Genomic DNA, 22,526 nt, shown 5'->3' on the forward strand with positions numbered 1-22,526 from the left:
TTTTGTGAGAGAAATGAGCGTCGCTGAGAAGTCAAATTTCAGCAACTAAATAGTAGGTATAAAAAAAGGCCATCATAACGTATGGCCTTTTATCACTTAAAGTTAGCGGATCACGCTATCTACCAATGTCTTGGCCGCCTGTTCCAGTTCAGCAAGATGCGCTTCGCCTTTAAACGACTCAAGATAGATTTTATAAATGTCTTCGGTGCCTGATGGACGAGCCGCAAACCAACCCGACTCGGTCACCACTTTTAACCCACCGATGGCGGCATTATTGCCTGGTGCCTCAGTCAGAATATCTGTGATGGCGTCACCAGCAAGCGTGCTGGCCGTCACATCTTGTGGGCTCAAGGCTTTCAGTTTGGCTTTTTGCTCAGGTGATGCCGGTGCATCAATGCGCTTGTAAACTGGCGCGCCATATTGCGCTTCAAGTTCTCGGTAGTATTGTGACGGCGTTTTACCGGTCACAGCCAGGATCTCCGCAGCCAACAAACCCAGAATAAAGCCGTCTTTGTCTGTATTCCAGACCTCACCGTTACGGCGCAGGAAAGATGCGCCGGCGCTTTCTTCACCGCCAAATGCCAGCCATTGTTCACTCAGGCCTTCAACGAACCACTTGAAACCGACCGGTACTTCGTACACTTCGCGCTGATTGCCTTTAACCACTTTATCGATCATGGCGCTGGATACCAGGGTTTTGCCAATTTTAATCTCACTGCCCCAGTCGCGATGCTTAAGCAGATAGTCTATCGACACAGCCAGGAAGTGGTTTGGATTCATCAGACCGTCTTTCGTGACAATACCGTGACGATCGTAATCCGGGTCGTTACCAATGCCGATATCATAATCGTCTTTAATCGCTACCAGGTTTGCCATCGCAAATGGCGAAGAACAATCCATACGGATTTTGCCGTCTTTGTCCAAAGGCATAAAGGCAAAGCGTGGGTCAACCTGCTCATTCACAACTGTGAGATCTAACCCGTATTGCTTGGCAATCACCGGCCAGAAATTAATGCCAGAGCCGCCCAACGGATCAACACCAATGCGTACGCCTGCTTTTGCAATGGCTTCAAGATCGACAATATTTGCCAGGTCTTCTACATAAGGTGTGATCAAATCGACGTATTTTACAAATCCAGAGCGGCTGGCTTTTGCAAATGGGAACAGTTCAACTTCAACTAAGTCTTCGACCAATAGTTGATTGGCGCGATCTTCAATCCACTTAGTGACGTCTGTATCGGCTGGTCCACCATTGGGTGGATTATATTTAAAGCCGCCATCTTCTGGCGGGTTATGCGATGGTGTCACCACAATACCATCGGCCAGCTCATGCGGGTGCGTCTTGTTATGACATACAATCGCGTGGCTTATCACCGGGGTTGGTGTGTAATCATCGTTTTCTTGCGTTACCACATGAACTTCGTTGGCAACCAGCACTTCGATAGCGGAGTTAAACGCAGCTTCTGACAAGGCATGGGTGTCTTTGCCTAAAAACAGCGGGCCAAAAATATTGTTGGCTTTTCTGTAATCACAGATAGCCTGAGTAATAGCCAAAATGTGAGATTCGTTAAATTTCACATTATACGAACAGCCACGGTGACCTGATGTGCCAAAAGCAACGCACTGCTCCGGGTTTTGTTCCAGATCTGGCTCATTCAGATAGTAAGCCGATACCAGTTTGGGAATATTCGCCAGCTGACTTAACGGAGCTGGTTTGCCTGCATTGGGGTGATTTGCCATCACATTTCCTTATAGGTAGTCTCGGATAGTTTCTGCTTGTTGCGCCGAATAACCAAGTATGAGCGCAACTTCGTGCAACATCATTTTTTTGCGCGTCGTGTTTGAGTTTGTCATAACCCAATACTGACTGTCTGCAATGTTTTTGGGGTTTGTACTACTACCACTTTCGAGCAGCGCAGCTTTGCTGGTCGAAAAATAAATACGATCTCGCCCTTTGATTTCCAACACTTTGTGAAAATCAGCTTTGTGACTGCGATGAAACGCCGCCAAAATAAACAAGAAGCGACCAACTACGCCTTTTTGCATAGCCAGTTCCTCTTTATTTAGGATATCAAATACATTGCCTGAAGGTTCGTTTGAAACCGGCGCTTGCTGTTGCTCAACTTCTGGTTGAGCAGTTACCTCAGCGGTTTGCTCGGTTTCCTGAGCGGGCTGCGCCACAGAGTTCAGGTTCAATAAACGACGCAGGATCTGGGAAGCGCTTTCACCAATACTTTGCGTGTTACTGGCAATGTACTGATATAGCTCGTCATCTATTTCTATTTTTTTCATGCTTGTCCTGTCATTTTATACATCTACTGCATCTTCACGGGATTATATCTAAATTTAACTTATTCCTCTACGGCTATGATTTTGCTTTCAACACTGGCAAACTATGCGCCGGATCCGGAGGTATTATGTTGCTTAACTACAAATTATCGGGACAGCCACTGGGCAGTGCCGAGCCAGTTGTGTTACTCCACGGCCTGTTTGGCTCGCTGGAGAACCTGAATATTATAGCCCGCGCACTGAGTGAGTCATTTACAGTTATAAACCTGGACTTGCGAAATCATGGCCAGTCGTTCAAAAGTGATGTGATGGATTACCCTAGCATGGCTCAGGATGTGCTTACTCTGCTCGACCACCTGGAAATAGAAAAAGCACACCTGGTTGGCCATTCCATGGGTGGCAAAGTGGCCATGCAAGTCGCCATGCTCAATGAAGATAAAATCAATAAGCTGGTAGTCATGGACATTGCACCGGTGGATTATCACCCGCGACATGATGCCATTATTCAGGCGCTGAATGCGGTCGCTGCAACACCGGTGGCAAGCCGCAGTGAAGCTGACACCATCATGCAAACCTATATAGAAGAGCAAGGTGTACGCGGCTTTTTACTTAAGAGCCTGGCAAAAGACGAACAAGGCGTGCTTACCTGGCGATTTAACTTAGCTGTCATAGAAGCCAACTACGATAAGATCATATCAAATATAAATACTACTCATTCTTGTTTGTGTGATACTCTGTTCCTGAAAGGAAACAACTCAGATTATATTCTGGCCGAGCACAGAGACGCCATTATGCAATCCTTTAGCAATGCCAGAGCAAAAATCATTCAAGGTGCCGGACATTGGCTGCACGCAGAGAAGCCACAAGCCGTCAATCGTTCAATTATTGATTTTATTCAATAATTAGCCCAGTTTTTTCTCTGCGAACTTAATTTATCGGTTACAGGTATGCTATAGTAGCCGCCGTTTATGTTTTGAGTAGTGCAAAGATGATCAACGAATTTATGAATGAGTTTGAAACCATTGGTCTTTACTTTGCTCTCGCCGGGATTTTCTTCTTTATAGGTATGGCCATTCAGGACGTCCTAAAGAAAGGAGACGTGCCCAAGTTTGGTCGATACATTGTCTGGTTAGTGCTATTTTTAGGGTGCTCAGGCTTTATCGCCAAGGGCCTGATACAAGTATTTTGGCAAGGTGCGGGTGTTGGTTAATGGCCAAGTCTGAATTAGATAGAACCACTATCGACTTGTTTGAAAATGAAAAGCGCCCTGGTCGGCCTAAGACAAATCCTCTCCCCAGAGAGATGCAGCTAAAGATCAACAAGCGCAATCAGATTAAAAGAGACAGAGCAAGAGGGTTAAAGCGCGTTGAGTTTAAAATTTCCTCTGAACTATATCAGGCATTGAGCGATATGGCAGAAGAGCAAAACATCAGTCGTAGCGCGCTGATAGAAACCATTTTGCAAGAAAAATTAGCGATTAATAGATAAAAGGTAAGTAGTTAATGGCAAGCGTAGGTATTTTTTTCGGCAGTGACACGGGTAACACCGAACACGTTGCAAAAATGATCCAAAAAGAATTGGGCAAAAAATTAGTCGACGTAAAAGACATTGCCAAGAGCAGCAAAGCAGATATCGAAGAGTTCGACTTGATCCTTTTTGGTATCCCTACTTGGTACTACGGTGAAGCCCAGTGCGACTGGGATGACTTTTTCCCAGAACTGGAAGAAATCAATTTTGAAGGCAAGCTGGTTGCAATCTTCGGGTGCGGTGACCAGGAAGACTATGCCGAGTACTTCCTCGATGCAATGGGTATGGTCAATGACATCGTCACTGAACGTGGTGCAATCGTGATCGGTAACTGGTCGACAGAAGGCTATGACTTCGAAGCTTCTAAAGCCCTGGTAGACGATAGTCACTTTGTGGGTCTGGGTATCGACGAAGACCGTCAGCCAGAGCTAACAGAAGAGCGCGTTAAAAAGTGGTCTGCTCAGGTATATGAAGAAATGTGCCTAAGCGAGCTGGAAGACTAAGCCAGACCTATTCGGTTTAGTATCCAAAGCGCACTATTTTTAAGTCTGTGTCGTGCTAGACTTAAGTAGTAACTGAAATTAGACAAATTGAGACAGATTAATGACTGATCACAACTTAGAGCTAAAAAAAGCGGGTTTAAAGGTTACCCTGCCACGCATTAAGATCTTAGAGATCCTGCAGTGTCCTGATAACCAGCACATCAGTGCCGAAGACGTATACAAAATCCTGCTGGATAAAGGCGAAGAAATCGGTCTTGCGACCGTTTACCGCGTACTAAACCAGTTTGACGACGCCGGCATTGTGACCCGTCACCACTTTGAAGGTGGTAAGTCTGTATTTGAATTGTCAGGCAGTACACACCATGACCACCTGGTTTGCCTAAAGTGTGGCAAAGTGATCGAGTTTGAAGATGAGCTTATCGAGCGACGTCAGGAAGAAATTGCCAAAGAAAATGGCATTAAGCTGACCAACCACTCACTGTATCTGTACGGTGAGTGTAACGATGAAGAAGCGTGCAAAAACTACGGTGATGAATGACCGCAAGTAAATGAGTTACTGTTTTGATTGAAAAAGCCGACCAGTTGTCGGCTTTTTTGTGCCTAAACGCCCTAAAACTCATTCACGATTGGAGGCTGTGGCCTACCCTATCAATAGATTTGGCTAATACCAATTCCACTTAATGTCTATCCAGTTCTAATAAGCGTATATGACGCTAATGGTGTTAAAAGTTTCCTTTTTCAAACCTATGCCTCAGACAAAGGTTGAAATACTTTCGCCCCAAACTAGAACACTTAGTTCAGCAAATTGGTGTGACCAACATGAGGTATTAATCACAACTTAACTATTAAAAGTATTTCCCGGTATTTTATGTACAATAACGCTCTCAATTGCTTCTCTCAATCCACCTGCAGTGAAAGGTTTAACAATATAATTATTTACCCCGGCTCTGAGCGCTTCACTGATCTCAGTACGTGATGCGATGACAGTCATCATTAAAAAGCTCACATTATTGTGAGGCCCGGCCCAAATGGTCTTCACAAACTCAAGCCCCGACATATCGGGCATATGCCAGTCAGCTATGACAAGATCGAACCCTCCCTTGTTGAGCTCCTCTAATGCTGCACTGCAGGTGTCCACCTGAACTGAATCTTGATAGCCCATTTGAGACAGAACTTGTACAACACTCTTGCGTATAAAAGCACTGCTATCCACGACTAAGGTTTTCATATAACGCCTCCTTTTAAAAATAGGACATTCATTTATTTTAGTACTAACGGCGGTGCTTGGTCAGTGATTGCATAACCCAGCTCTATACCGTGAAAACCAGCAATCACCAAAGCCTTTACCAAACCAGTGTCTTAATCAGTGTGCGCTGTAGGCTCAATATGATTGTTGGATTTATAGAATTCATACAGTTGTGTGTATGATTTATAATAAACTAATCGCTTAGAATATTTTGGAGAGTACGCCCATTCTTCAAAAAAATGTTCTAAGTTCGCATTAGCATATTTTTTAATGTATTGAACAAACTGTTCTGTTGTAGCACCGGTAGAATAGTAAGTCCTGTAGAAGCCACCAATCATCTCATTAAATTTTTTTTCTCCAACCAGGTCATAAAGCAAATGAAAAAAAACCATCCCTGTGATGTATGAATTTAGACCGTGCTTACCATAATCAACAAACGCTGTTCTTGTATAAAGTGGATTTTCTTTTATGACCTTTTTCAGGTGAAGCAAATTCTTTTCTGTCTGGGTCCTCAAGTGACCTGATTTACCAAATTTATCTAATGTAAGTTCTTCTAAAAATGTTGCAAGTCCTTCATTCCACCTTGGTGAATATGCATCAAGGGTTTTTACGTTCCATTGGTGACTGATTTCGTGATATACCCTGTCAAGCTCCTTAAAGCCTTTAGCATCTTGAATAACGGCTGTTACATCTGCTTGTGCCCCATAATCTTCTGGTACTTCAATAAAGGTATAGCCTAAATCCTTCTGTAAAGGTCCAAACCACTTAGTGTATAAATCAAACGTTGCAGCAATTTTCTCAAGCAGCTGAAGAGAAGCTTGCTCTGATTCCCAACTGAACACTGAGTAATTTCCCTTTGAATAATGCTGGTAATTTGCAACTGCGAAATCCATTCGCCATGCTGGCAGCTTATTGGCATAGCGATAAGTGCTAACCTTATTACGGGTGCTGTGAGATAGTAACTCTCCACCATTCGCTACCACCAACCCCTCCGGTACATTGATAGTGACGTCATACTCATAAGTGTTCAGCCAAAACTTTGCTCTTTTGTTCACTCGGTCATTTGGATAGGTAACAAGAGGGTATGCCAGGGCGTCCATTCTGATAATAGAAAACGCTTGAGAGATGTTATCTCTAACATAGTTCATTCCAGTTTCTGAATAGCCTCGTAATGAGCCGTCAAAACTGATTTGAAACTCAAAAAACTGATTTGGTTTAAGAGGCGTATCTAGCTTAATTTCAATATAATTAGTCTGCAATACAGGCCAATCTTCGTTACTCAACACTTGCTGCGTAAATTCTAGTTCATTGCCTTTACTATCGAATAGCGAAGATACCCTAAATAAACGATATAAGCGCAGAGGAATATGATCTGCATTTTTGTTTGAGGTATTAATAACAGTAATAACACCTGAAGCGGCTAAGCTTCGCTTTTCAACATTAATATCATAATTCAACGTATAGTGATTAGCAGCCAGTTGCAGGCTTCGCTTAGAAAAAGGCACTTGCGCATGAACTATGCTCGTGAGCATCGCAATTAAGAATACAATCACTTTTGACAAAATTCATCCCTGGCTACGCCTAAAATTTAACCATTAATTATCTTCCAAAATGTCGAAACATAACCTGACAAAATGGACGGTATGACATATTGGTATCAATCAAGAGAATAAATTTCAAGCAAAGAATGCTTTGTATTTGTACAGGCATCATAATGTAACAATCGAATAACAAAGTGCACTGAAGCGATTTAAGATGGCCCCTGCGCATAGCTGTATAGTTAGCATACCAGTTGCCACATTATAGGTTCATGAATTCATTGTTTCTCTTAGCCATTTTATTGAAGCTAAAAGTCTAAATTTATCGCGTTATTTGACGTGAAAAAGCCGACAATTGTCGGCTCTTCCTGTGTGCTATGGTTAATTTAATAGCGCATTTCATATGCTGTTAGCTATTTGGCACGCATTTAATGATGCTTAGTTCAGGTTAGGCTTAAAATATAGCGGCGGATAGGCAGGGTTAAGCGTTTTGTCTTCAATAATTTGCCCTGTTTTCAAGCCACGATTTGCTGAATCAAGCGTTGACTGCTGTTGCCCATTCACCATAAATGCAACTGCCACCTGTTTGTTAGAGGCACCGACATTGGAACAAACCTTCACACGCATACTGTCGCTCATATCCTGCCAGGTGCACTGGAGTAAAGACGCTTCAACCCCTTCTATAAGTCGCTTAGCTGGGAATGGCCTAAAGTAAACCGGTGCCAGGTCACAGGCGTTCGAAGCGGGTTCTTTGTCAATAACTGCCTTACCACCCTGGAAAAGATCTAATGTAAACGAGTTTAAACTCATTAGACATTGGGCAGAGTTTTCTGCTTGTATTTTAGTCGCTACTGGGTATCCAATAGTACCGCCGTCAACCTCATCACACATTAATTCGTGAAAGTTGTTGGCTTGTTTATCCCAACGGCAATTCAGAAGCTGCTCCTGAATACCATCAACAATGCGCGTCTCGGGCTCGGGGCGAAATGAAACTGAGTGACCGTAACAAGCAGATTTGTCTCCCTCAACTTCAACCGTTCCTTTAAGCTCGGTGCGATAACCGTCAAACCAACTAACACCGCAATGGTTTTGGTTGAGCAGAATTCCCCGGCTTGCTACAAACACGTCTGGTAAGCTGGCATCCTGTGGGTTGCTACAGAGCTGGCGCTCCCAAATACCAAGTTCATTTTGACTCTCTACCTGCCAGTAACAAGACATAGGTGAACTGTCTTGTGCATATACCGTTGTCATAGCGCTGGATGCGATTAGTGAAGATACTTTTACGAGTGTTTTTATTTTATTTCTCATACTGATTGTCCTTTCTAGTAATTGAGTATTTAATGCCATCCAAAGGCAAACCGATGATAACACTTTCTTTTGCTTTTAAAATAATACAAAACAATTACTTACAATCAGTGACTCGAATTCACGAAAAGCAGTTATTGTGCTACAAAATACATCGACTTACTCACTCTGCATTCATTACAGGTACATATTAGAGGATTTCACAATAAGAAAACATCAATGTATCTGAACACGGCAAACCATGACGGGTACATATGAGACGTCATCAACCTGACTCGCCTACTGCTCTGGTTCTATTGGCCCAATGCTAACTGCGGCGATGTTTGGAGAATATACTGAACAAAACGACCCAAAAAAAAGCCGGCAACAGCCGGCTTAATTGTTAAGTTACACTCATTCCCAGCGTTTGTACCTCATCAAGCCAACTCGTTCGCAAACTCTCATCAGATAGAATTACTGACCCAAATAAAGTCACTTCAGCTTTGTTTATGCCGCAAAATTCGAGCGTATACAGGCCCAGCTGCTCCAAAACCGGCCGGGATTGTTGTTCAGCAAACTCTTGCGGCGCATCCATAGTTAATATGACTCTCGCCGTTTTACCAGTCAGCAATTGCACAACGCTGGCACAGTCATCCTGGTAAGAAAACGCCGTTCCAGGTAAAAAGCCTCTATCAAGTAGTCCTTTGAGCTTTGCAGGCAACCCGCCCCACCAGACAGGTGCAACAATTACAATATGTTCTGCCCACACAAGAGCTTCAATAAAATCGCTCAGGCAAGCTTCCAGCGCCTGAACTTCATCGTAGCCATAAGTCAAATTTGGGTCAAAATTCATATCTGACAAATTGAAACGGCGTACTGTTGCCGATTTTTCGGCGTGGTGTTGATACTCAGAGCTCAGACGATGAGTAAAGCTATTTTGTTTTGGGTTGCCATTTAACAGTAAGACTTTTTTCACTATTTTCCTCTTTAATTTAGGTAAACAATGAACATCTTAGAGTCTCCCGTTAGGGGAAGAGTCAAGCGGTTTTTTGACAAGAATTAATTGAACCTATACAGACATCTAGCTTCGCTATTTTTTCAGAAATGGCATGCAGCTCGTTTTCAAGTCTTTTCCTTATTACTACCAGGAATGCGTTAATCTCCGTCCAATTTGCGCTGCCATTGTGATATTTAATCACTCCCTTTAGCTCTGCCAGGGTTACCCCCAGCCCCTTCGCCTCTGAGATCAGTTTCAACACCTCAATATGTTCTGGGGTATAAACCCGATACACCCCTTTTCTCTTTGGTGCTATGATCAAGCCCTTCTCTTCATAAAACCGGATTGCTTTGATGGACAAACCGGTCTTCTTTGCCACTTCACCTATATACACGGTCATTTCCTTGAAAATACGACGCCTGCGTCAATTATAATCACAACACGGTTTAATCATTAAATAATGTCAGGCAAAAAAGTCGGGCTAGGCCAAACCCTAACTATGCCATTAGCTTTCAAGCGCTTTTTCAATCGCGGCGAGCAGTTTTTGAGGCTCGTTGGTGCCCAAGCTAACCGCGGTGCCGTCTTTCAGCTTAAGTTCTACGGCGTTTGAACCGGAAACATTGTATAGCCAGCCAGTGGATAACAAGCGAATACCCAGGCCATAATACCATTTGGTTGTTATAATACGGGCGGATTCTATCTGGCTGTAATCGAGTGATTTGCGCCAGAAGCCGGGGCCGAAAAACCAGCGGATCTGGCCTTCGCTTACTGTAATGGTCAATGAGCAAAATAATATGGCGATGATGCCTACAATCACAAACGCGAAGCCAATAGGCTCCTCGGGTTTAGCAATGCTGCCGTAGGCTAACACCAGTGCGGATGTGCCCATAACCGCTAATATGGCGGTACCAACCTGGGTGTGCTTATAATCCATTTTGCTTTCTCCTTAAGGTTTTTCTTAACGATGTCTCCTGACCCTTTTGTTTTATAAACCGCTTAAGTAGCAAAGGGCCGACCATAATAACCCGGTCAGCCCTTAAGTTTAGCAGCGATATCCATTTACAGACACAGGACATGAATAGTTTGGATCTGAAATTGGACCGCATCCCATCGCAGAAATCGCTCCGCCAATCAGACGTGTCTTATAAGCGTTGAGGACCGTCTGTTCAGACAGGTTTTTTACCTTCTTCTTGTTGAGTACTAATGTCATTATTTTCACCTTTACATGATTGCACCAATATTGGTAACAAACAGTGTGTTGGTGTTTTGCTCAAAAATCAATCACAAAAGGCTGATACACAAATATTTAATGGAAATACCATAATTAACAAGAACGGACGCGGTGCTGAATTTCACGTGCAAACCGAGTACAGTCAGCAAGCGCGGCATTATGATCTGTACCGTGTGCACTAACACTTCGGCCACATTGATCTCGTCCCTCAGCAAGATATTGACCTGGGCCCACTCCCCGGCATCTGAAATGCCAGCCTGGAACGGCACCGAAAATCGGATAGTCTTTCACCAAGTCGTCTACAGACATTGCTGCCGTACGTTTTTTCACAGTCGTTTAAGCCTCCTGCCCTTATGATTGATTTTTAGCGCAAGCTGACGAGGTGCCAGCTTGAAACTAACACATCAAAGTACAATGCGACTTGCTTTAGTGAAAGGTGCGATCCCGATTTGCTCAAAGACAGCCTCCGGTTTAAACACTTGCGTGCCTTTGACCACCAGCGAAAGCTTACGTAATGCTTTGATATCCTGACTCGGATCGCCGTCGACCAGGATTAGATCAGCCACTTTACCTTCGCTCACAGAACCGGTCTGGTGTGCGACTCCCATCAACCTGGCACTGTCGATGGTGGCCATTTTCAGCACCTCTGGCGCAGGGATCCCGGCCAAGGTGTACAGCTCAAGCTCTCGCAATAAGGTAAACCCGGGTACGCTATCTGTGCCTGCAACCATAGGTACGCCGGCGTCATATAGAATTTTGACCATTTTCAGCATAGCGTCGCCCGAATTCTGATAAGCACTTAGGTGCGCGTCGTCCACCTGCATCTGCGCACCTTTCAGATTGCGCACAAAGTTTGGCGGCAAATGGGCTGCGATTTCGGCAAACTCCTGATCAATTTGTTTATTTTGACTCATTAACAGACTTCTGAAGGTAGACACGGTCGGGTCTATGACAATGTTTTTATCAGCAAGCAGCTTGATAAAGGCATCCATTTGCTCGCCTGTCATCGGCATATCCGAGGCTTTTTCACCAATCAGGGAAAAACGCTGCTTGGTGCGTGTATCAACTTCTTCACCAGCCAAAAAGTTCAAAAACAACATGTTGATATGCTGGATCTCATTGTAACCAGCGTGCACCGCCTGCTCTGCCGTCATAAAGGCCGGAATATGACCACTCAGGCGCAGGCCTCGACTGTGCGCCCGCTCGGCAATTGGTTTTACCCACTTAGGGTCAATCGACGAATAGAGTTTGATCTGGACATAACCATTATCGGCAAAGAAATCGACCATATCGAGTGCCTCTGCCAGAGTCTTAACACTTAAACCCGCCGAGTTTTCACTGTGCTTATCCATAAACCCGGCACGATATACGCGTGTGCCAAGTACTTTGCCCGTATCAAACAAAGACTGGATCTCCATCAGGTTTTGGTGCTCATTCCCCATGTCCCTTACACTGGTTACGCCAGTCGCAATATTCAGGATCCCGGTATCTTTACTTAAATGGCCATGCATGTCCCACAGGCCCGGGATCAGGGTTTTACCCTCGCCATTTACTGTTGCCACGCGTTTGTTGAGCTTAATCATCGGCGCAACCTGAACGATTTTGCCTTGCTCAATTAACACCTGCTGAGCTTTGAGCGTCTTACCTGTGCTCACATCAAACACGTTCACTTTATCCAGTAATAACGCAGGATGATACTCGGTAAGTTGCTCCGCCAGATTTTCCAGGTATGCCTGCTCGGCCTTAAGCTGACGGGCTTTTAGCTGCTCAAACTGTGCTTTATTAAAACCATCGCGGATCACATACATACCACCCCAGCTCTGCGCAAAGTAGTTACCCGTTTTGTCATACCAGGCAAAATCCGGGGTCATACTCAACCCCGACTTGGCATACAAATGGACTTGCTCGTCACCCAGCTGTACCTCGTCCAGTTTAGTCAAAGTCACTTTTCCGTAGGGCAACACGTCAGTCTTTTTCAGATCGTTTTTGATCATATAACGGATCAAGGCGTTATCTATCGCCAACGTACTATTTTTCGGCACATAAAATTGAGGTTGGGTCGCTTTGGTGCTGCCCTGCTCGTCCTCATTGTGCCACTTTGCGTGACCATTTTCCCATGTATAGGACTCGCTGATCTTCGCACCAAAAGCCGACTGCCCCTCGGTTTCAAACGCAATTACCCGGCCTTTATCATCAAGCTTAAGGGTTTCATCCAATATAATTCGCCGGTTGTTCCAGCCAAATCGAGACTCAGACGTATAGGTGTTTTTATCTACCTGAGTCTGACTCATAGTACCTGCCAGTCCCTTTTCTGAGTAGATGTTGTTGACTATGGTTTCGGCCAGTGACGAGGGTAGATACATGACAGATAAAAAGGTGGTTGCTGCTAACAGATGCCGTGTTGTACAGCTCCTTCTGGTGTGTTGTTTCATTCTATTTTCCTTAAATACTATTGTAATCAAGGACGTTTATATCATACTCAGCCGCGAAATCTTAGAACCACTGAAATAATCAGCTGAATTATGCAAGGAAGTCACACGTGATAACTTAGTTTTGCTCAGCGAGTTTTTGCTGGAGCAGTAAAATAATATCAGCTGAGGTTTGCCTGTTAGCAGCAAGATAAAAGTCGTTGCTAAGTTCATCCAGTTCGAACAAAAAGCGAAAATCACTGCTTTTACAGCCAATTTTCTCACACATGTAGTCAAGGTGTATTGGTGAGGCGGCTATGATATCAGCGCGACCTTTTAGCAGCATTTTTACTGTGACATATGTCTCGGGCAAGACCACAATGGTGTCTAGCATCCCCTTGCTTTGTAAGTACTGGAATACTACATCATCGCGTTTTACTCCGACGCTGTAGTTAAGCAGATCTGACAGTCTCTCAACTTTAATGTCGGATCTTTTGCGCAATGAGATAAGGTAGGTTTTGGTGCTCATTAATACGCCCAGCCAGTGAAACAAGTCCTCTCTGGCAGGTGTTCTGACAATCGAAAAAATCAAGGTACCAGGTTCATGAGCTGCTATTTTATAGGCCCTTGCCCAGGGCATAACCTGAATATCGGCTTGAATGTTCAAATCAGACAGTAACTTATTGACCTTCTCGGCAGCCACACCCTGAACCTTACCTTGCGGGCCTGGCATTTGATAGGGCGGCAAATTTTCCGTCACAATTTTGATTTGTCCAGGATAAGCCAACCCGGAGTCTTGGCTTACCACTTTAACTGAATACAGCAAAAGTACAATAAAGAAACATAGGTTAGAAAAGCGCATTTATAACCGACTTATAGAGTGTAATAACCATAACAACGTGTATTCTTTAATACGTCTGAGATTGTTTTTCAGATGCTCTGCACCTCAAAAAATATACAATGTAGCGCAAACTATCGCTGCAAGCCCAACAAGGGCTTACATTTATTCCATACAGTCCATTTGATTAAGATTACTTTGCGGCTGCGCAGCGCTGCGCGCACTTTACTTTGACTGAATGTAGCTACTTAACTGGTCAACATGGTGACGTGTTTCATCAATCAGCCCACCGATTTCTCCTGCTGACTCCGTGGTGCGCATCGCAAGGCTTCTGACTTCATCCGCAACCACAGCAAACCCTCTGCCCGCATCGCCCGCTCTGGCCGACTCAATCGCCGCGTTGAGCGCCAGCAGGTTGGTCTGATCTGAAATACTGTTAATAGTATTGATAATCGTGCTGATCTTCGACAATACCTGCTCCATGGCATGATGCGTTTCAGTGAGTACGGCGTTACGCTCAGACACATCCGTACCGTAAAGCAGAATTTTATTCAGCTTGCCGTCTTCATCTAATACTGGCGAAATGGCGGCGTCTATCTGCACTTCACTCAGGCCAGTGGGCAAAGTAAGCTGGGTTTTAACAAACTGACCGGTGCGTATAGATTGCCATTGCTCATCACTGAGATAACTCGACAAGGTATTAAGCATTTGTTGTACTGCGCGTTTGTCGGTCGCGCCCAACGCACTGAGGCCCATCGGATTAATGAGCGTCAACTCGCCATGGGGAGCAAATTCCAGCACAATATTGGCTTCGCCTATGGCTTTTAGGCGTACATCGTTTTCCAACGCCACACGCTTGGTGCTGTCAACATTCGCCTGAATAGAGACAAAGCGCACCAGGTTGCCCTGCTCATCAAAAACCGGGTTAATGGCCAGACTTATCCAGTATGGTTCTCCCTCTTTGGTGTAATTAAGGATCTCTTCATAAAACGGCGTGCGCTGCTCCAGGTTTTTTTTGATACGCTTTTTGGTATCTGGCGAAGTATGTTTACCCTGTAAGACATGTCCGGGCTTTTTCCCCAGCACCTCATGCTGTTCAAAACCAGAGAGCTTAGTAAAACCCGGGTTTACGTATTCTATGAGCCCATTCGCGTCTGTAATAATCACTGAGTTATCGGTTTCATTGGCCACCAGAGAAAGCAGCGCAATCTGGTCGCGCTGGGCTTTTTCTTCGGTAATATCCTTAACAAACGCGGTGTAGGCGATTTTTCCAGCCACATTAACTTTGGATAACGACAAATTTGCCCACAGCACCTGACCATCGCTGCGTTCAATTTCCACATCCCGTGATGTACCTACGATTTTGTCTTCGCCGGTCCTGCGATTGCGGTTGACCATTTCATCATGGTTTCCCTGAATGACTTTGGGCACCAGCATTTTAACGTTGTGGCCGATAACTTCTTCCCGCTGATAGCCCCATAATCGCTCCGCCGCGGGATTAAAAAACGTCACTATGTTGTTGTGGTCAATCGATACAACGGCATCAATGCACTGCTCGAGCGTTTGGTCAATGCGCTCCTGAGCTTCTTTTTGCGCCGTAATGTCTTTGATAAATGCGGTATAATGAATGCCATCGGACTGGCGCACCTTAGACAATGACAGGCTGCACCACTTCCTGTCGCCGCTACGGGTTTCAATCTGGATATCGCGAGACGTACCGACGATTTTATCAGGCCCGCCATTGCGATTGGCATTCACATACTGGTCGTGATTGGTCGCAAATTCGCGTGGCACCAGCATTTTGACGTTTTTCCCCAGCACCTCTGTTTTGCCATAACCAAACAGTTTTTCTGCTGCCGCATTCATATAGGTAACGTTATTGTTCGTATCGATACTGATAACGGCATCAATAGCCTGGTCGAGGATCGCGCGAGTATTGTCCGACTTACTAAAAAAGAGTGACTGGATCATCAATTAACCTCAGAGCAAAGGTGAAAGCACGCCGCTAACAAGTTTAATGTGCTATGCAGATAAACATACCAGCATTACACTGCGGTTAATTAAACGTAGACCGAATTGTGGAATAGTGTCAATTTTAGGCATACCCGAATTATGCAATTTTTAGCGGGCAAGCGTATATACATAAACCTCTATAAATTGGCCGCCCTCCAGCTGGGCATTCGTTAGCACCCTGGTGTAATGCGCACCTTCAAAGTCATCCAACCTTTGCCAGTGGGCATCCAAGTCATCTGAAGTAAATACCAGACCTGTCACCTCCCCTGGGTGCTCATCCAAAATCAAACCGGGATAGCCTAACTTAGCGCCCCACCCCTCATTTTGTAGCTGGCCTTTTACTGTTGCGCTTTGCCATTTCCCGGTGAGTTCGGCCAGAATATGCGCATTCACGCGGCCCGGTGCCAAAGTACCATAGACAAATAAATGCGCCATAGTGCCTCCTGAGATAACCATCAACAAAGTATGGGGATCTGAAATTGCATTGTGATCCCCCCATAGTGCGCCATATCCACCTCTTCAATGTGCTCAATAAAATAGCCGTGCGGATCTATTTCGTACCCAGCGGTTTGCGCTTTGTCAAACAGGGTACTGAGCACCTGACTGTAGGCGACGTCCGACAACAAGTAAGCGCGGCAACAAAAATACGCACCGCCCGGAATGACCAAATCATGGGGCTCAGACTGACTGACCATTCTTGCTATCTGAGTATTAATCGCAGACCAACTTTTCTCCAGTTCGCTGCAAGGAGTAACGCCCAGCAAACCCACAGACTGCTCACCATATTGATCTAATATTTGATCCCAGTCCGTGGTTGCACTGGCTACTCCCATAATGTAGCGAGCATCTAGTCTCTCAAGCGTACACGGCAATGCTTCCGCCAGTTGCTTCTCCAGTGAACCTGCTTTACCTGGATGTGCCAGTTTGTCGAGCAGTACTGTGGTTTGCGCCGGAGTTGCCTGTTGACCCATCAAACGTACCGCTTTAGCGGTAAGCCCCAGTTCACGCTTAAGGGCCTTGCCTAGCGCTTGTGACGAGGCAAATCCACACATTTGCGCAATATCAGTGACAGACAAAGGGTCGTGATAGAGTAGATAATACACCGCATGTTGCAGTCGTATGCGGCTCAGGTAGCGCCCGGGTGTTTCATTGAACAGCTTGCTAAACTGACGATGAAAATGAAACGCGGAAATAGCACTTTTTTTGGCTATCTGCTGCCAGCTTAACCCTGCTTCAAGCTGCTCGTGCATCAGTAATAGCGCCTGCTCAAAGCGGTTGCGCATGTGCTCGGGTAACGGCGCCAGTAAAGCAATCTCTGGCACCAGATTAAACGCGGGCTCTTGTTTTTCAGACATAGGGGCTCACAGCTGAATCCTGGGCGACAAATATCGCCCAGGCGCTGCCCCAAGTCAACCTGCCGTAGCAGCCTCCTGCTGCGACACAGTTACGGGTTTTGGTTTGCGGTAAAAAGCCCCCAGCAATACAGGAATTAAAAACAAGGTGATCAGAGTCGCAAACAGCTCACCAAACACCAGCGAGACCGCCGCGGGTTTGAGATACTGGACCTGCTCCGATGTACCGAATAACAGCGGCAATAAACCACACACCGTCGTTACTGTGGTCAGGAAAATCGCCCTGAAGCGGGCGGTCCCTGCAACTATTAAAGCTTGTCCGGGCTCAGTGCCTTTGCGGTATTCACTGTTAAACCGGGTCATCAACACCAGCGCATCATTCACCACTATCCCCGTCATGGCCATCATGCCAAACAGCGACAATAAACTGACCGGTAAGTCCATCACGGCATGGCCAAAAATGGCACCGGCAAAGCCAAATGGGATCACGGCCATGATGATCAGCGGCTGCCAGTAGGACTTTAACGGGATCGCCAGCAACACGTATATCAGCATCAGGGTCAGAATAAGCGCCCCTTTAAAGCCTTTGCTGACCTCTTCGATTTCTTCATACTCACCGGCCGGCTTAATGCTGACGTCCGGATACAGGGCATTTAATTGCTCAATCTCGCTTGCCAGTAGTGCCAGAGTTTGCTCCGGCGAGCCTGCGGTGCGATCCTGAGACCAATAGAGGTTGATCACCCGCGCGCGCTCACGCCGTTGCAGTGTCTGAGGTTCATATTCGTCATTCAGCTCGGCCACATCACCAAGCGCCACGCTCTGCCCGTCATTGAGCATAACCCGCATGTCGAGCAATTCATGTTCGGTACGAATGGCGCGCTGGTCAAACCGCAGCACGACTTTTAGTTCCTGGGCCTGATAGAGCAATCGGTGTACTTCGCGCTCACCCAGAGCATTGGCAACCAGCTGCGCCAGATGTGCCTGAGTCAGTCCCAGCTGGCGACCAAATGCATTCAGCCTGACGCGAATTTGCCGCTGTGCAGCCTGATGATCGTCGCGCACATCTTTAACCCCAGGCAATCCTGCCAGCTTGCTGCTAAGTCTGGCACTCACCTGCTTGGCCTGCTGCGCATCAGCGGCTGAAATCGCCAAAAATGTCCCGCCCGCCGGTGGCTCGGCGGCACTGAAGTGCTGTGCATAGCTTCCTTCTATCAAGCCGGTTTGCGTACGCCATGCATCACTCAGTGTATTTGCCGGTAAGGCATTTAAGGCCTCGGATGTGAGCTCGGCAGTCACCTCAATGTCGCCATAGCCGTTAGACCAGGCCAGAACATTGTTCATCGGCGCCGTGCTCAGACCATACTCAGCTTGCAAGGCCTGGTTGGTCTTTTGTGCACTCAGCTCAAGCTGGCTTAATGCACGCGCCTGCAAGCCTAATGGCGCGCCCTCTTCCAGCGTCACTTTAGCGGTCACATAGCGCCCCGGAATTTCCGGGAACAAAGTACTGCGAATTGCGCCACCAAGCCACAATCCATATGCCAATACAAAAGCCGACACAAACATCACCAGGGTTGATCGTTTGTGATTCAGGCTCAATTGCAGTAAAGGTTTATAAACACGCTGAATAAACTGAGTTAACGCCCAACGTGCTTTGTTCTGGATTGTTGCAATTATGCCGCTTCGCGCTCCTTTTTTTGCCATTGCGGCCAGGTGGGATGGCAGAATAAATTTACTTTCAACCAGCGAGAAACACAGTGCCAGAATTACCACCGCCGAAAACCCCGCAAACAACTTGGCCAAGTCGTTATTGATCCACAACATGGGCGAAAACGCCGCAATACTAGTCAATACACCAAATACGGTGGCAACCGTTACAGACTCTACCCCAGTGTATGCCGCTTGTTTATAGTTTGCGTTACTGGTTTGATGCTCATCGATGGCTTCACCCACCACCACAGCATCATCGACCAAAATGCCCAACACCAGAATAAACCCAAATAAAGTGATGTCGTTGAGGCTGTAATCCAGCAGCTGCATGCCATATAAAGTGCCGCAAATGGCAACCGGGATCCCGGCAGCCACCCAAAATGCCAGCCTGAGATTTAAAAACACCCCTAATAACAAAATCACTATCAGCAACCCCTGCCAGGCACTGCTGCCCAGCCTTTGCAACTGCTCTTCGATGTAAGGCGCCATGTCTGCCATGGTCGTCAGCTCAATATCTTCTGCCAACACAGGTTTTAGCTCAGCAATGGTGTCACGAATTGCCGCACTAACATCAAGTAGATTGTCGCTCTGACTGGTGCTGACCATCAGTGCAATGCCCGGCATGCCATTGTTTCGCACAATGGCGTCACTTTGCTCATAGCCTCGACGCACAGTTGCAACCTCGCCTAAAGTCACTTCTCCCGCCGGGCCGTTTATCACAGGCAGACTATTCAACTCACCCAGTGCGTTCAGGTAGCCGTCTCCACGCAAGGTAATACGCCCGCCCTCGTGTTGCAACTGACCGCTGCGGGTTTCAAGTGACATTTGAGTCATGATATTGGCCAGTTGCTCTATCGTCATACCATAACGCTGCAAGGCTTCAGGCTTGGGCTCGATAAATAGTCTGGGCTCCCGTGCGCCCCAGTTGCTGACTTTAGAGATATCCGGATGTGTTTTCAGGGCCAGCTCCACACGCCTGGCAACCTGCTGCAATGCGTCATCGCTGCGCGGCGCCGAGACAATCACAAACGCTGCAAGATTAGTAAATTCATCGCGCGTGACTATGGGCTTTTCGGCCTGCGCCGGAAAGTGGCTGATAGCATTAACCTGATTGCGAACTTCCTCCAGTAACTTGCCAAGATCGGCATCGGGCTTTTTACGAATGGTTACGGTAGACAATCCAGCCTGCGACTGGCTGGTAATTTGTTTTATCCCCGCCACCGAGCTGACCGACTCCTCAACACGTTGTGTAATGCTTTCGTCAATCTGCCTTGCTGTACCGCCCGGATAGGCTACGTGAATACTAAGGCTGGATGGCGCTATCTGAGGAAAAGACTCCACCCTGAGCTGACCAAACGCCAGTAAACCACCTGCAATAATCATCGCCATAAGTAAGTTCGCAGCCACCGGGTTATCAATAAACCATTTGCTTAGCCAGCTCATAGCGCCTCCTGTTTATCCGCGACCTGCACGGCATCAGACTGAACGCTGACGCGTTTACCAGCCATCATGGAGCGCAGCGGATAGCGCACCAGCTGTAAAGTGTCAGGCTGCTCGCCTTCAAGGGAGACGAGCACTTTGTCCCCTCTGACTTCAATCACCTGAACCGGGACCTGACGCAATTGCTGCGCCTCGGTTACTATCCAGATTGTCTGGTCAGGGTCGACCGCACTCAGTGGCAGCTTATAGAGACCTTTGTGTGTAATTAGCTCAAAATGTACGGCTACTTGTTGATTTGGCAGCAACCGGGTTGAGTGCTGGTAAGGCTCAGATACCGCCAGCACCAGGGTGCGCTGACGGGTCATTGCATTCACCTGAGGTGACAAATAACGAACGAATGCGGGCCATTTTACGCCTGTGCGGCTAACGACCGTGATTGGTTGTTCACCCAGTGTCGCGCCAACTTTGTTCCAGTCACGCTGAGATAAGGGCACATGCACGTCAATGCTGTCACTGGCCACCACCTCAAACAGCGTTTGTCCCGCTTCCAGCCATTCACCTGGGCTTATCAGCCGCTGCGTGATAACGGCGTCATAGGGCGCGACAATGATGGCATCGTCCAGTAGCTGACGGGCACTTTCTACATTCTGTTGCGCACGTGCCAGCTCAGAGCGTGCAGCAGCCACGTGCGGCTCCATTCTGGCAAAGGCCGAACTGGCACCCGGGCGCATGGTTTTGGCCACTTGCTGCTCATGTAACTGCTGTTGCAAGTTAAGCTCGGCCTGTTTCAATGTGCTCTGGGCCTGGGCAAGCTGAGATTCAAGTAACCGGGTGTTAAGCCGCGCCAGCACCTGACCTTTTTTAATGTGATTACCCGGCTCCATATCCGCGCCTAAGTAGTCTAACCTGGCACTGCTGGTTGCTTTGAGTTGCAACGGCCAGCGGGCCTGCGTGTTGGCCTGTATTGTTAACTTTGGATTAAGCTCGCGGCGCTGCACCTTTAGCACCGAAACAACCGGAGGTTGTACCTCCTCGCCCTGCATCTGTGGCTCAGATGGCGTCATTAATACGACGGTCACGAGCGCCAGCAGCAAGCTAGTTGCGGCAAAGACGGCCGGTTTTCGGGATTTAAACGTCATGGATAACCTCCTGGTTCGTCGCCGAATCAACGGGCTGATTCAGTCGTTTACTAATTTCGCTTAAGCGGGACAGCGTCTGTAATGTGATTGGCAACATGATGGCAGTGTCGACAAATTCCAGTGAATAGGTCACGATGGAAAACACCTGACCGACGCTGATATCAGGGATCAGCTGGACCATCCATAAATTGCTCAGTACCGCAATGAACAGCACCAAGAAGATCAGGCCATACACCCAGGCTTCGGTATCTGACAGGCGGATCTCACAGCGCTTAAGGCGCTCAAAATGCGCACTCACTGCAACCAGTGGCCGATGGCTCAGCACCCACACTTGCTGCTCCAGTTGATCATTCAATTTGCTGTTTAAGTGGGTGAAGCGATCGTGAAACAGGCCATAAATCAAACACATTAAACCGGCGGCAAAGACCACACTGAACGCCAGATAGATATGAAAAGCAGCCAGGATCACCACCGTGGCAATTAGCTGAATAACGGCGGTAAACACCCTCGGCAAATCATTTTCGAGAAAGTCGACCAGCTCCCGTGACATCGTCAGGCGCGCATCTTTCACCGAGACAGGAGCGGCGCGCAGTTTAAAGGCCAGCATTTCAGCCAGTTTCACCCTTAGGGCGCCAAATACGCGAGTATCATAAAAGCGCCTGAGCACACTAACAACAACAAGGGCAAGCAAGACGCAGGCGAACCAGACTAACGGGTTAAATGACTGTTCAAGTACGCCGTCGATGGCATAACCAATAAATAAAGGTAATAAAATGAGTAGGATATTTTCTAAGATCACCATAGTCCAGGTGAGCAGAATTTTAACTGGGCTGGTGCGAATAATCGCACCAAAAGAAATTGAATTAAGGAGGTTCACAACCGGCTCCGCGAGTACTACAAACTTACGGCCAGTGTGACAGAGCGCGACACTAAAAAAGTGTCCCAGATTGCGCTTTACACTTTCTAACGTTTCACTACGTGGGGGGCCTGTATTCATTCACCCCCAATTCTCTT

General features: G+C 46.8%; 22 protein-coding genes. 5 read left to right on the forward strand and 17 right to left on the reverse strand.

Annotated features, from left to right (window positions below; all coding sequences use genetic code 11):
- Positions 1 to 102: 102 nt before the first annotated feature.
- Both pgm and seqA read right to left on the reverse strand, forming a co-directional pair.
- Positions 103 to 1,740: a phosphoglucomutase (alpha-D-glucose-1,6-bisphosphate-dependent) gene (pgm, locus tag TW77_RS08335; protein WP_046004497.1), complete on the reverse strand. Its 1,638-nt coding sequence runs from the start codon at positions 1,738 to 1,740 to the stop codon at positions 103 to 105.
- A gap of 9 nt (positions 1,741 to 1,749) precedes the next feature.
- On the reverse strand, positions 1,750 to 2,292 hold the full coding sequence (gene seqA, locus TW77_RS08340; protein WP_046004498.1) for a replication initiation negative regulator SeqA: 543 nt from the start codon (positions 2,290 to 2,292) through the stop codon (positions 1,750 to 1,752).
- Positions 2,293 to 2,417: 125 nt separating this feature from the next.
- Between seqA and TW77_RS08345 the strand changes: the two genes are divergently transcribed.
- From TW77_RS08345 to fur, 5 genes are all read left to right on the forward strand, one after another.
- Positions 2,418 to 3,191, forward strand: a complete 774-nt coding sequence (locus TW77_RS08345; protein WP_046004499.1) for an alpha/beta fold hydrolase — start codon at positions 2,418 to 2,420, stop codon at positions 3,189 to 3,191.
- A gap of 86 nt (positions 3,192 to 3,277) precedes the next feature.
- Positions 3,278 to 3,499, forward strand: coding sequence for a DUF2788 domain-containing protein (locus tag TW77_RS08350; protein ID WP_046004500.1), 222 nt, complete (start codon positions 3,278 to 3,280; stop codon positions 3,497 to 3,499).
- Positions 3,499 to 3,777: a LexA regulated protein gene (gene ybfE, locus TW77_RS08355; protein WP_010384731.1), complete on the forward strand. Its 279-nt coding sequence runs from the start codon at positions 3,499 to 3,501 to the stop codon at positions 3,775 to 3,777. The genes TW77_RS08350 and ybfE overlap by 1 nt, the downstream gene beginning before the upstream one ends.
- Positions 3,778 to 3,791: 14 nt before the next feature.
- Positions 3,792 to 4,319, forward strand: a complete 528-nt coding sequence (gene fldA / locus TW77_RS08360) for a flavodoxin FldA (protein WP_046004501.1) — start codon at positions 3,792 to 3,794, stop codon at positions 4,317 to 4,319.
- A gap of 100 nt (positions 4,320 to 4,419) precedes the next feature.
- Positions 4,420 to 4,857, forward strand: a complete 438-nt coding sequence (gene fur / locus TW77_RS08365) for a ferric iron uptake transcriptional regulator (protein WP_046004502.1) — start codon at positions 4,420 to 4,422, stop codon at positions 4,855 to 4,857.
- A gap of 300 nt (positions 4,858 to 5,157) precedes the next feature.
- Here fur and TW77_RS08370 read toward each other — a convergent pair whose 3' ends face one another.
- The 15 genes from TW77_RS08370 to TW77_RS08440 form a co-directional block, all read right to left on the reverse strand.
- Positions 5,158 to 5,547, reverse strand: coding sequence for a response regulator (locus TW77_RS08370; protein WP_046004503.1), 390 nt, complete (start codon positions 5,545 to 5,547; stop codon positions 5,158 to 5,160).
- Positions 5,548 to 5,678: 131 nt separating this feature from the next.
- Positions 5,679 to 7,118 carry a M1 family aminopeptidase gene (locus tag TW77_RS08375; RefSeq protein ID WP_240479473.1) on the reverse strand — a complete coding sequence of 480 codons (1,440 nt, stop codon included), beginning with the start codon at positions 7,116 to 7,118 and terminating at the stop codon, positions 5,679 to 5,681.
- Positions 7,119 to 7,541: 423 nt separating this feature from the next.
- Complete coding sequence (locus TW77_RS08380; protein WP_046004504.1) at positions 7,542 to 8,411, reverse strand: hypothetical protein; 870 nt, start codon at positions 8,409 to 8,411, stop codon at positions 7,542 to 7,544.
- A 379-nt stretch (positions 8,412 to 8,790) separates the two neighbouring features.
- Positions 8,791 to 9,363, reverse strand: a complete 573-nt coding sequence (locus TW77_RS08385; protein WP_046004505.1) for an NAD(P)H-dependent oxidoreductase — start codon at positions 9,361 to 9,363, stop codon at positions 8,791 to 8,793.
- 61 nt (positions 9,364 to 9,424) lie between these two features.
- Positions 9,425 to 9,778, reverse strand: a complete 354-nt coding sequence (locus tag TW77_RS08390) for a MerR family transcriptional regulator (protein ID WP_046004506.1) — start codon at positions 9,776 to 9,778, stop codon at positions 9,425 to 9,427.
- Between the two features lie 111 nt (positions 9,779 to 9,889).
- The gene (locus TW77_RS08395; protein ID WP_046004507.1) at positions 9,890 to 10,318 is read right to left on the reverse strand and encodes a hypothetical protein; all 429 of its coding nucleotides are present in this window, start codon (positions 10,316 to 10,318) and stop codon (positions 9,890 to 9,892) included.
- Positions 10,319 to 10,426: 108 nt separating this feature from the next.
- Entirely contained in the window at positions 10,427 to 10,594 is a 168-nt protein-coding gene (locus TW77_RS25120; protein WP_156158627.1) for a hypothetical protein, read from the reverse strand.
- 425 nt (positions 10,595 to 11,019) lie between these two features.
- A complete protein-coding gene (locus tag TW77_RS08405; RefSeq protein ID WP_052713107.1) occupies positions 11,020 to 13,047 on the reverse strand; it encodes an amidohydrolase family protein in 2,028 nt (675 codons plus the stop codon).
- Between the two features lie 115 nt (positions 13,048 to 13,162).
- Entirely contained in the window at positions 13,163 to 13,783 is a 621-nt protein-coding gene (locus TW77_RS24195; protein WP_162197951.1) for a substrate-binding periplasmic protein, read from the reverse strand.
- A gap of 303 nt (positions 13,784 to 14,086) precedes the next feature.
- Positions 14,087 to 15,832 carry a PAS domain S-box protein gene (locus tag TW77_RS08415; RefSeq protein ID WP_046004509.1) on the reverse strand — a complete coding sequence of 582 codons (1,746 nt, stop codon included), beginning with the start codon at positions 15,830 to 15,832 and terminating at the stop codon, positions 14,087 to 14,089.
- A 150-nt stretch (positions 15,833 to 15,982) separates the two neighbouring features.
- A complete protein-coding gene (locus TW77_RS08420) occupies positions 15,983 to 16,309 on the reverse strand; it encodes a gamma-glutamylcyclotransferase family protein (protein ID WP_046004510.1) in 327 nt (108 codons plus the stop codon).
- 20 nt (positions 16,310 to 16,329) lie between these two features.
- Positions 16,330 to 17,229: a helix-turn-helix transcriptional regulator gene (locus TW77_RS08425; RefSeq protein WP_046004511.1), complete on the reverse strand. Its 900-nt coding sequence runs from the start codon at positions 17,227 to 17,229 to the stop codon at positions 16,330 to 16,332.
- A 54-nt stretch (positions 17,230 to 17,283) separates the two neighbouring features.
- A complete protein-coding gene (locus tag TW77_RS08430; RefSeq protein WP_046004512.1) occupies positions 17,284 to 20,376 on the reverse strand; it encodes an efflux RND transporter permease subunit in 3,093 nt (1,030 codons plus the stop codon).
- Positions 20,373 to 21,512, reverse strand: a complete 1,140-nt coding sequence (locus tag TW77_RS08435) for an efflux RND transporter periplasmic adaptor subunit (RefSeq protein ID WP_046004513.1) — start codon at positions 21,510 to 21,512, stop codon at positions 20,373 to 20,375. The genes TW77_RS08430 and TW77_RS08435 overlap by 4 nt, the downstream gene beginning before the upstream one ends.
- Positions 21,502 to 22,389 carry an ABC transporter six-transmembrane domain-containing protein gene (locus TW77_RS08440; protein WP_205623851.1) on the reverse strand — a complete coding sequence of 296 codons (888 nt, stop codon included), beginning with the start codon at positions 22,387 to 22,389 and terminating at the stop codon, positions 21,502 to 21,504. Before TW77_RS08440 ends, TW77_RS08435 begins: the two co-directional genes overlap by 11 nt.
- Positions 22,390 to 22,526 lie beyond the last annotated feature (137 nt).

The sequence above is a fragment of the Pseudoalteromonas rubra genome, assembly GCF_000967655.1.
GTDB lineage: Bacteria > Pseudomonadota > Gammaproteobacteria > Enterobacterales > Alteromonadaceae > Pseudoalteromonas > Pseudoalteromonas rubra_A.

Bases quoted from the DNA above. Each gene is read 5' to 3' on its own strand.
- pgm (WP_046004497.1), bottom strand. From the start codon at position 1,740: ATGGCAAATCACCCCAATGCAGGCAAACCAGCTCCGTTAAGTCAGCTG.
- seqA (WP_046004498.1), bottom strand. From the start codon at position 2,292: ATGAAAAAAATAGAAATAGATGACGAGCTATATCAGTACATTGCCAGT.
- TW77_RS08345 (WP_046004499.1), top strand. From the start codon at position 2,418: ATGTTGCTTAACTACAAATTATCGGGACAGCCACTGGGCAGTGCCGAG.
- TW77_RS08350 (WP_046004500.1), top strand. From the start codon at position 3,278: ATGATCAACGAATTTATGAATGAGTTTGAAACCATTGGTCTTTACTTT.
- ybfE (WP_010384731.1), top strand. From the start codon at position 3,499: ATGGCCAAGTCTGAATTAGATAGAACCACTATCGACTTGTTTGAAAAT.
- fldA (WP_046004501.1), top strand. From the start codon at position 3,792: ATGGCAAGCGTAGGTATTTTTTTCGGCAGTGACACGGGTAACACCGAA.
- fur (WP_046004502.1), top strand. From the start codon at position 4,420: ATGACTGATCACAACTTAGAGCTAAAAAAAGCGGGTTTAAAGGTTACC.
- TW77_RS08370 (WP_046004503.1), bottom strand. From the start codon at position 5,547: ATGAAAACCTTAGTCGTGGATAGCAGTGCTTTTATACGCAAGAGTGTT.
- TW77_RS08380 (WP_046004504.1), bottom strand. From the start codon at position 8,411: ATGAGAAATAAAATAAAAACACTCGTAAAAGTATCTTCACTAATCGCA.
- TW77_RS08395 (WP_046004507.1), bottom strand. From the start codon at position 10,318: ATGGATTATAAGCACACCCAGGTTGGTACCGCCATATTAGCGGTTATG.
- TW77_RS25120 (WP_156158627.1), bottom strand. From the start codon at position 10,594: ATGACATTAGTACTCAACAAGAAGAAGGTAAAAAACCTGTCTGAACAG.
- TW77_RS08405 (WP_052713107.1), bottom strand. From the start codon at position 13,047: ATGAAACAACACACCAGAAGGAGCTGTACAACACGGCATCTGTTAGCA.
- TW77_RS08415 (WP_046004509.1), bottom strand. From the start codon at position 15,832: ATGATCCAGTCACTCTTTTTTAGTAAGTCGGACAATACTCGCGCGATC.
- TW77_RS08420 (WP_046004510.1), bottom strand. From the start codon at position 16,309: ATGGCGCATTTATTTGTCTATGGTACTTTGGCACCGGGCCGCGTGAAT.
- TW77_RS08425 (WP_046004511.1), bottom strand. From the start codon at position 17,229: ATGTCTGAAAAACAAGAGCCCGCGTTTAATCTGGTGCCAGAGATTGCT.
- TW77_RS08430 (WP_046004512.1), bottom strand. From the start codon at position 20,376: ATGAGCTGGCTAAGCAAATGGTTTATTGATAACCCGGTGGCTGCGAAC.
- TW77_RS08435 (WP_046004513.1), bottom strand. From the start codon at position 21,512: ATGACGTTTAAATCCCGAAAACCGGCCGTCTTTGCCGCAACTAGCTTG.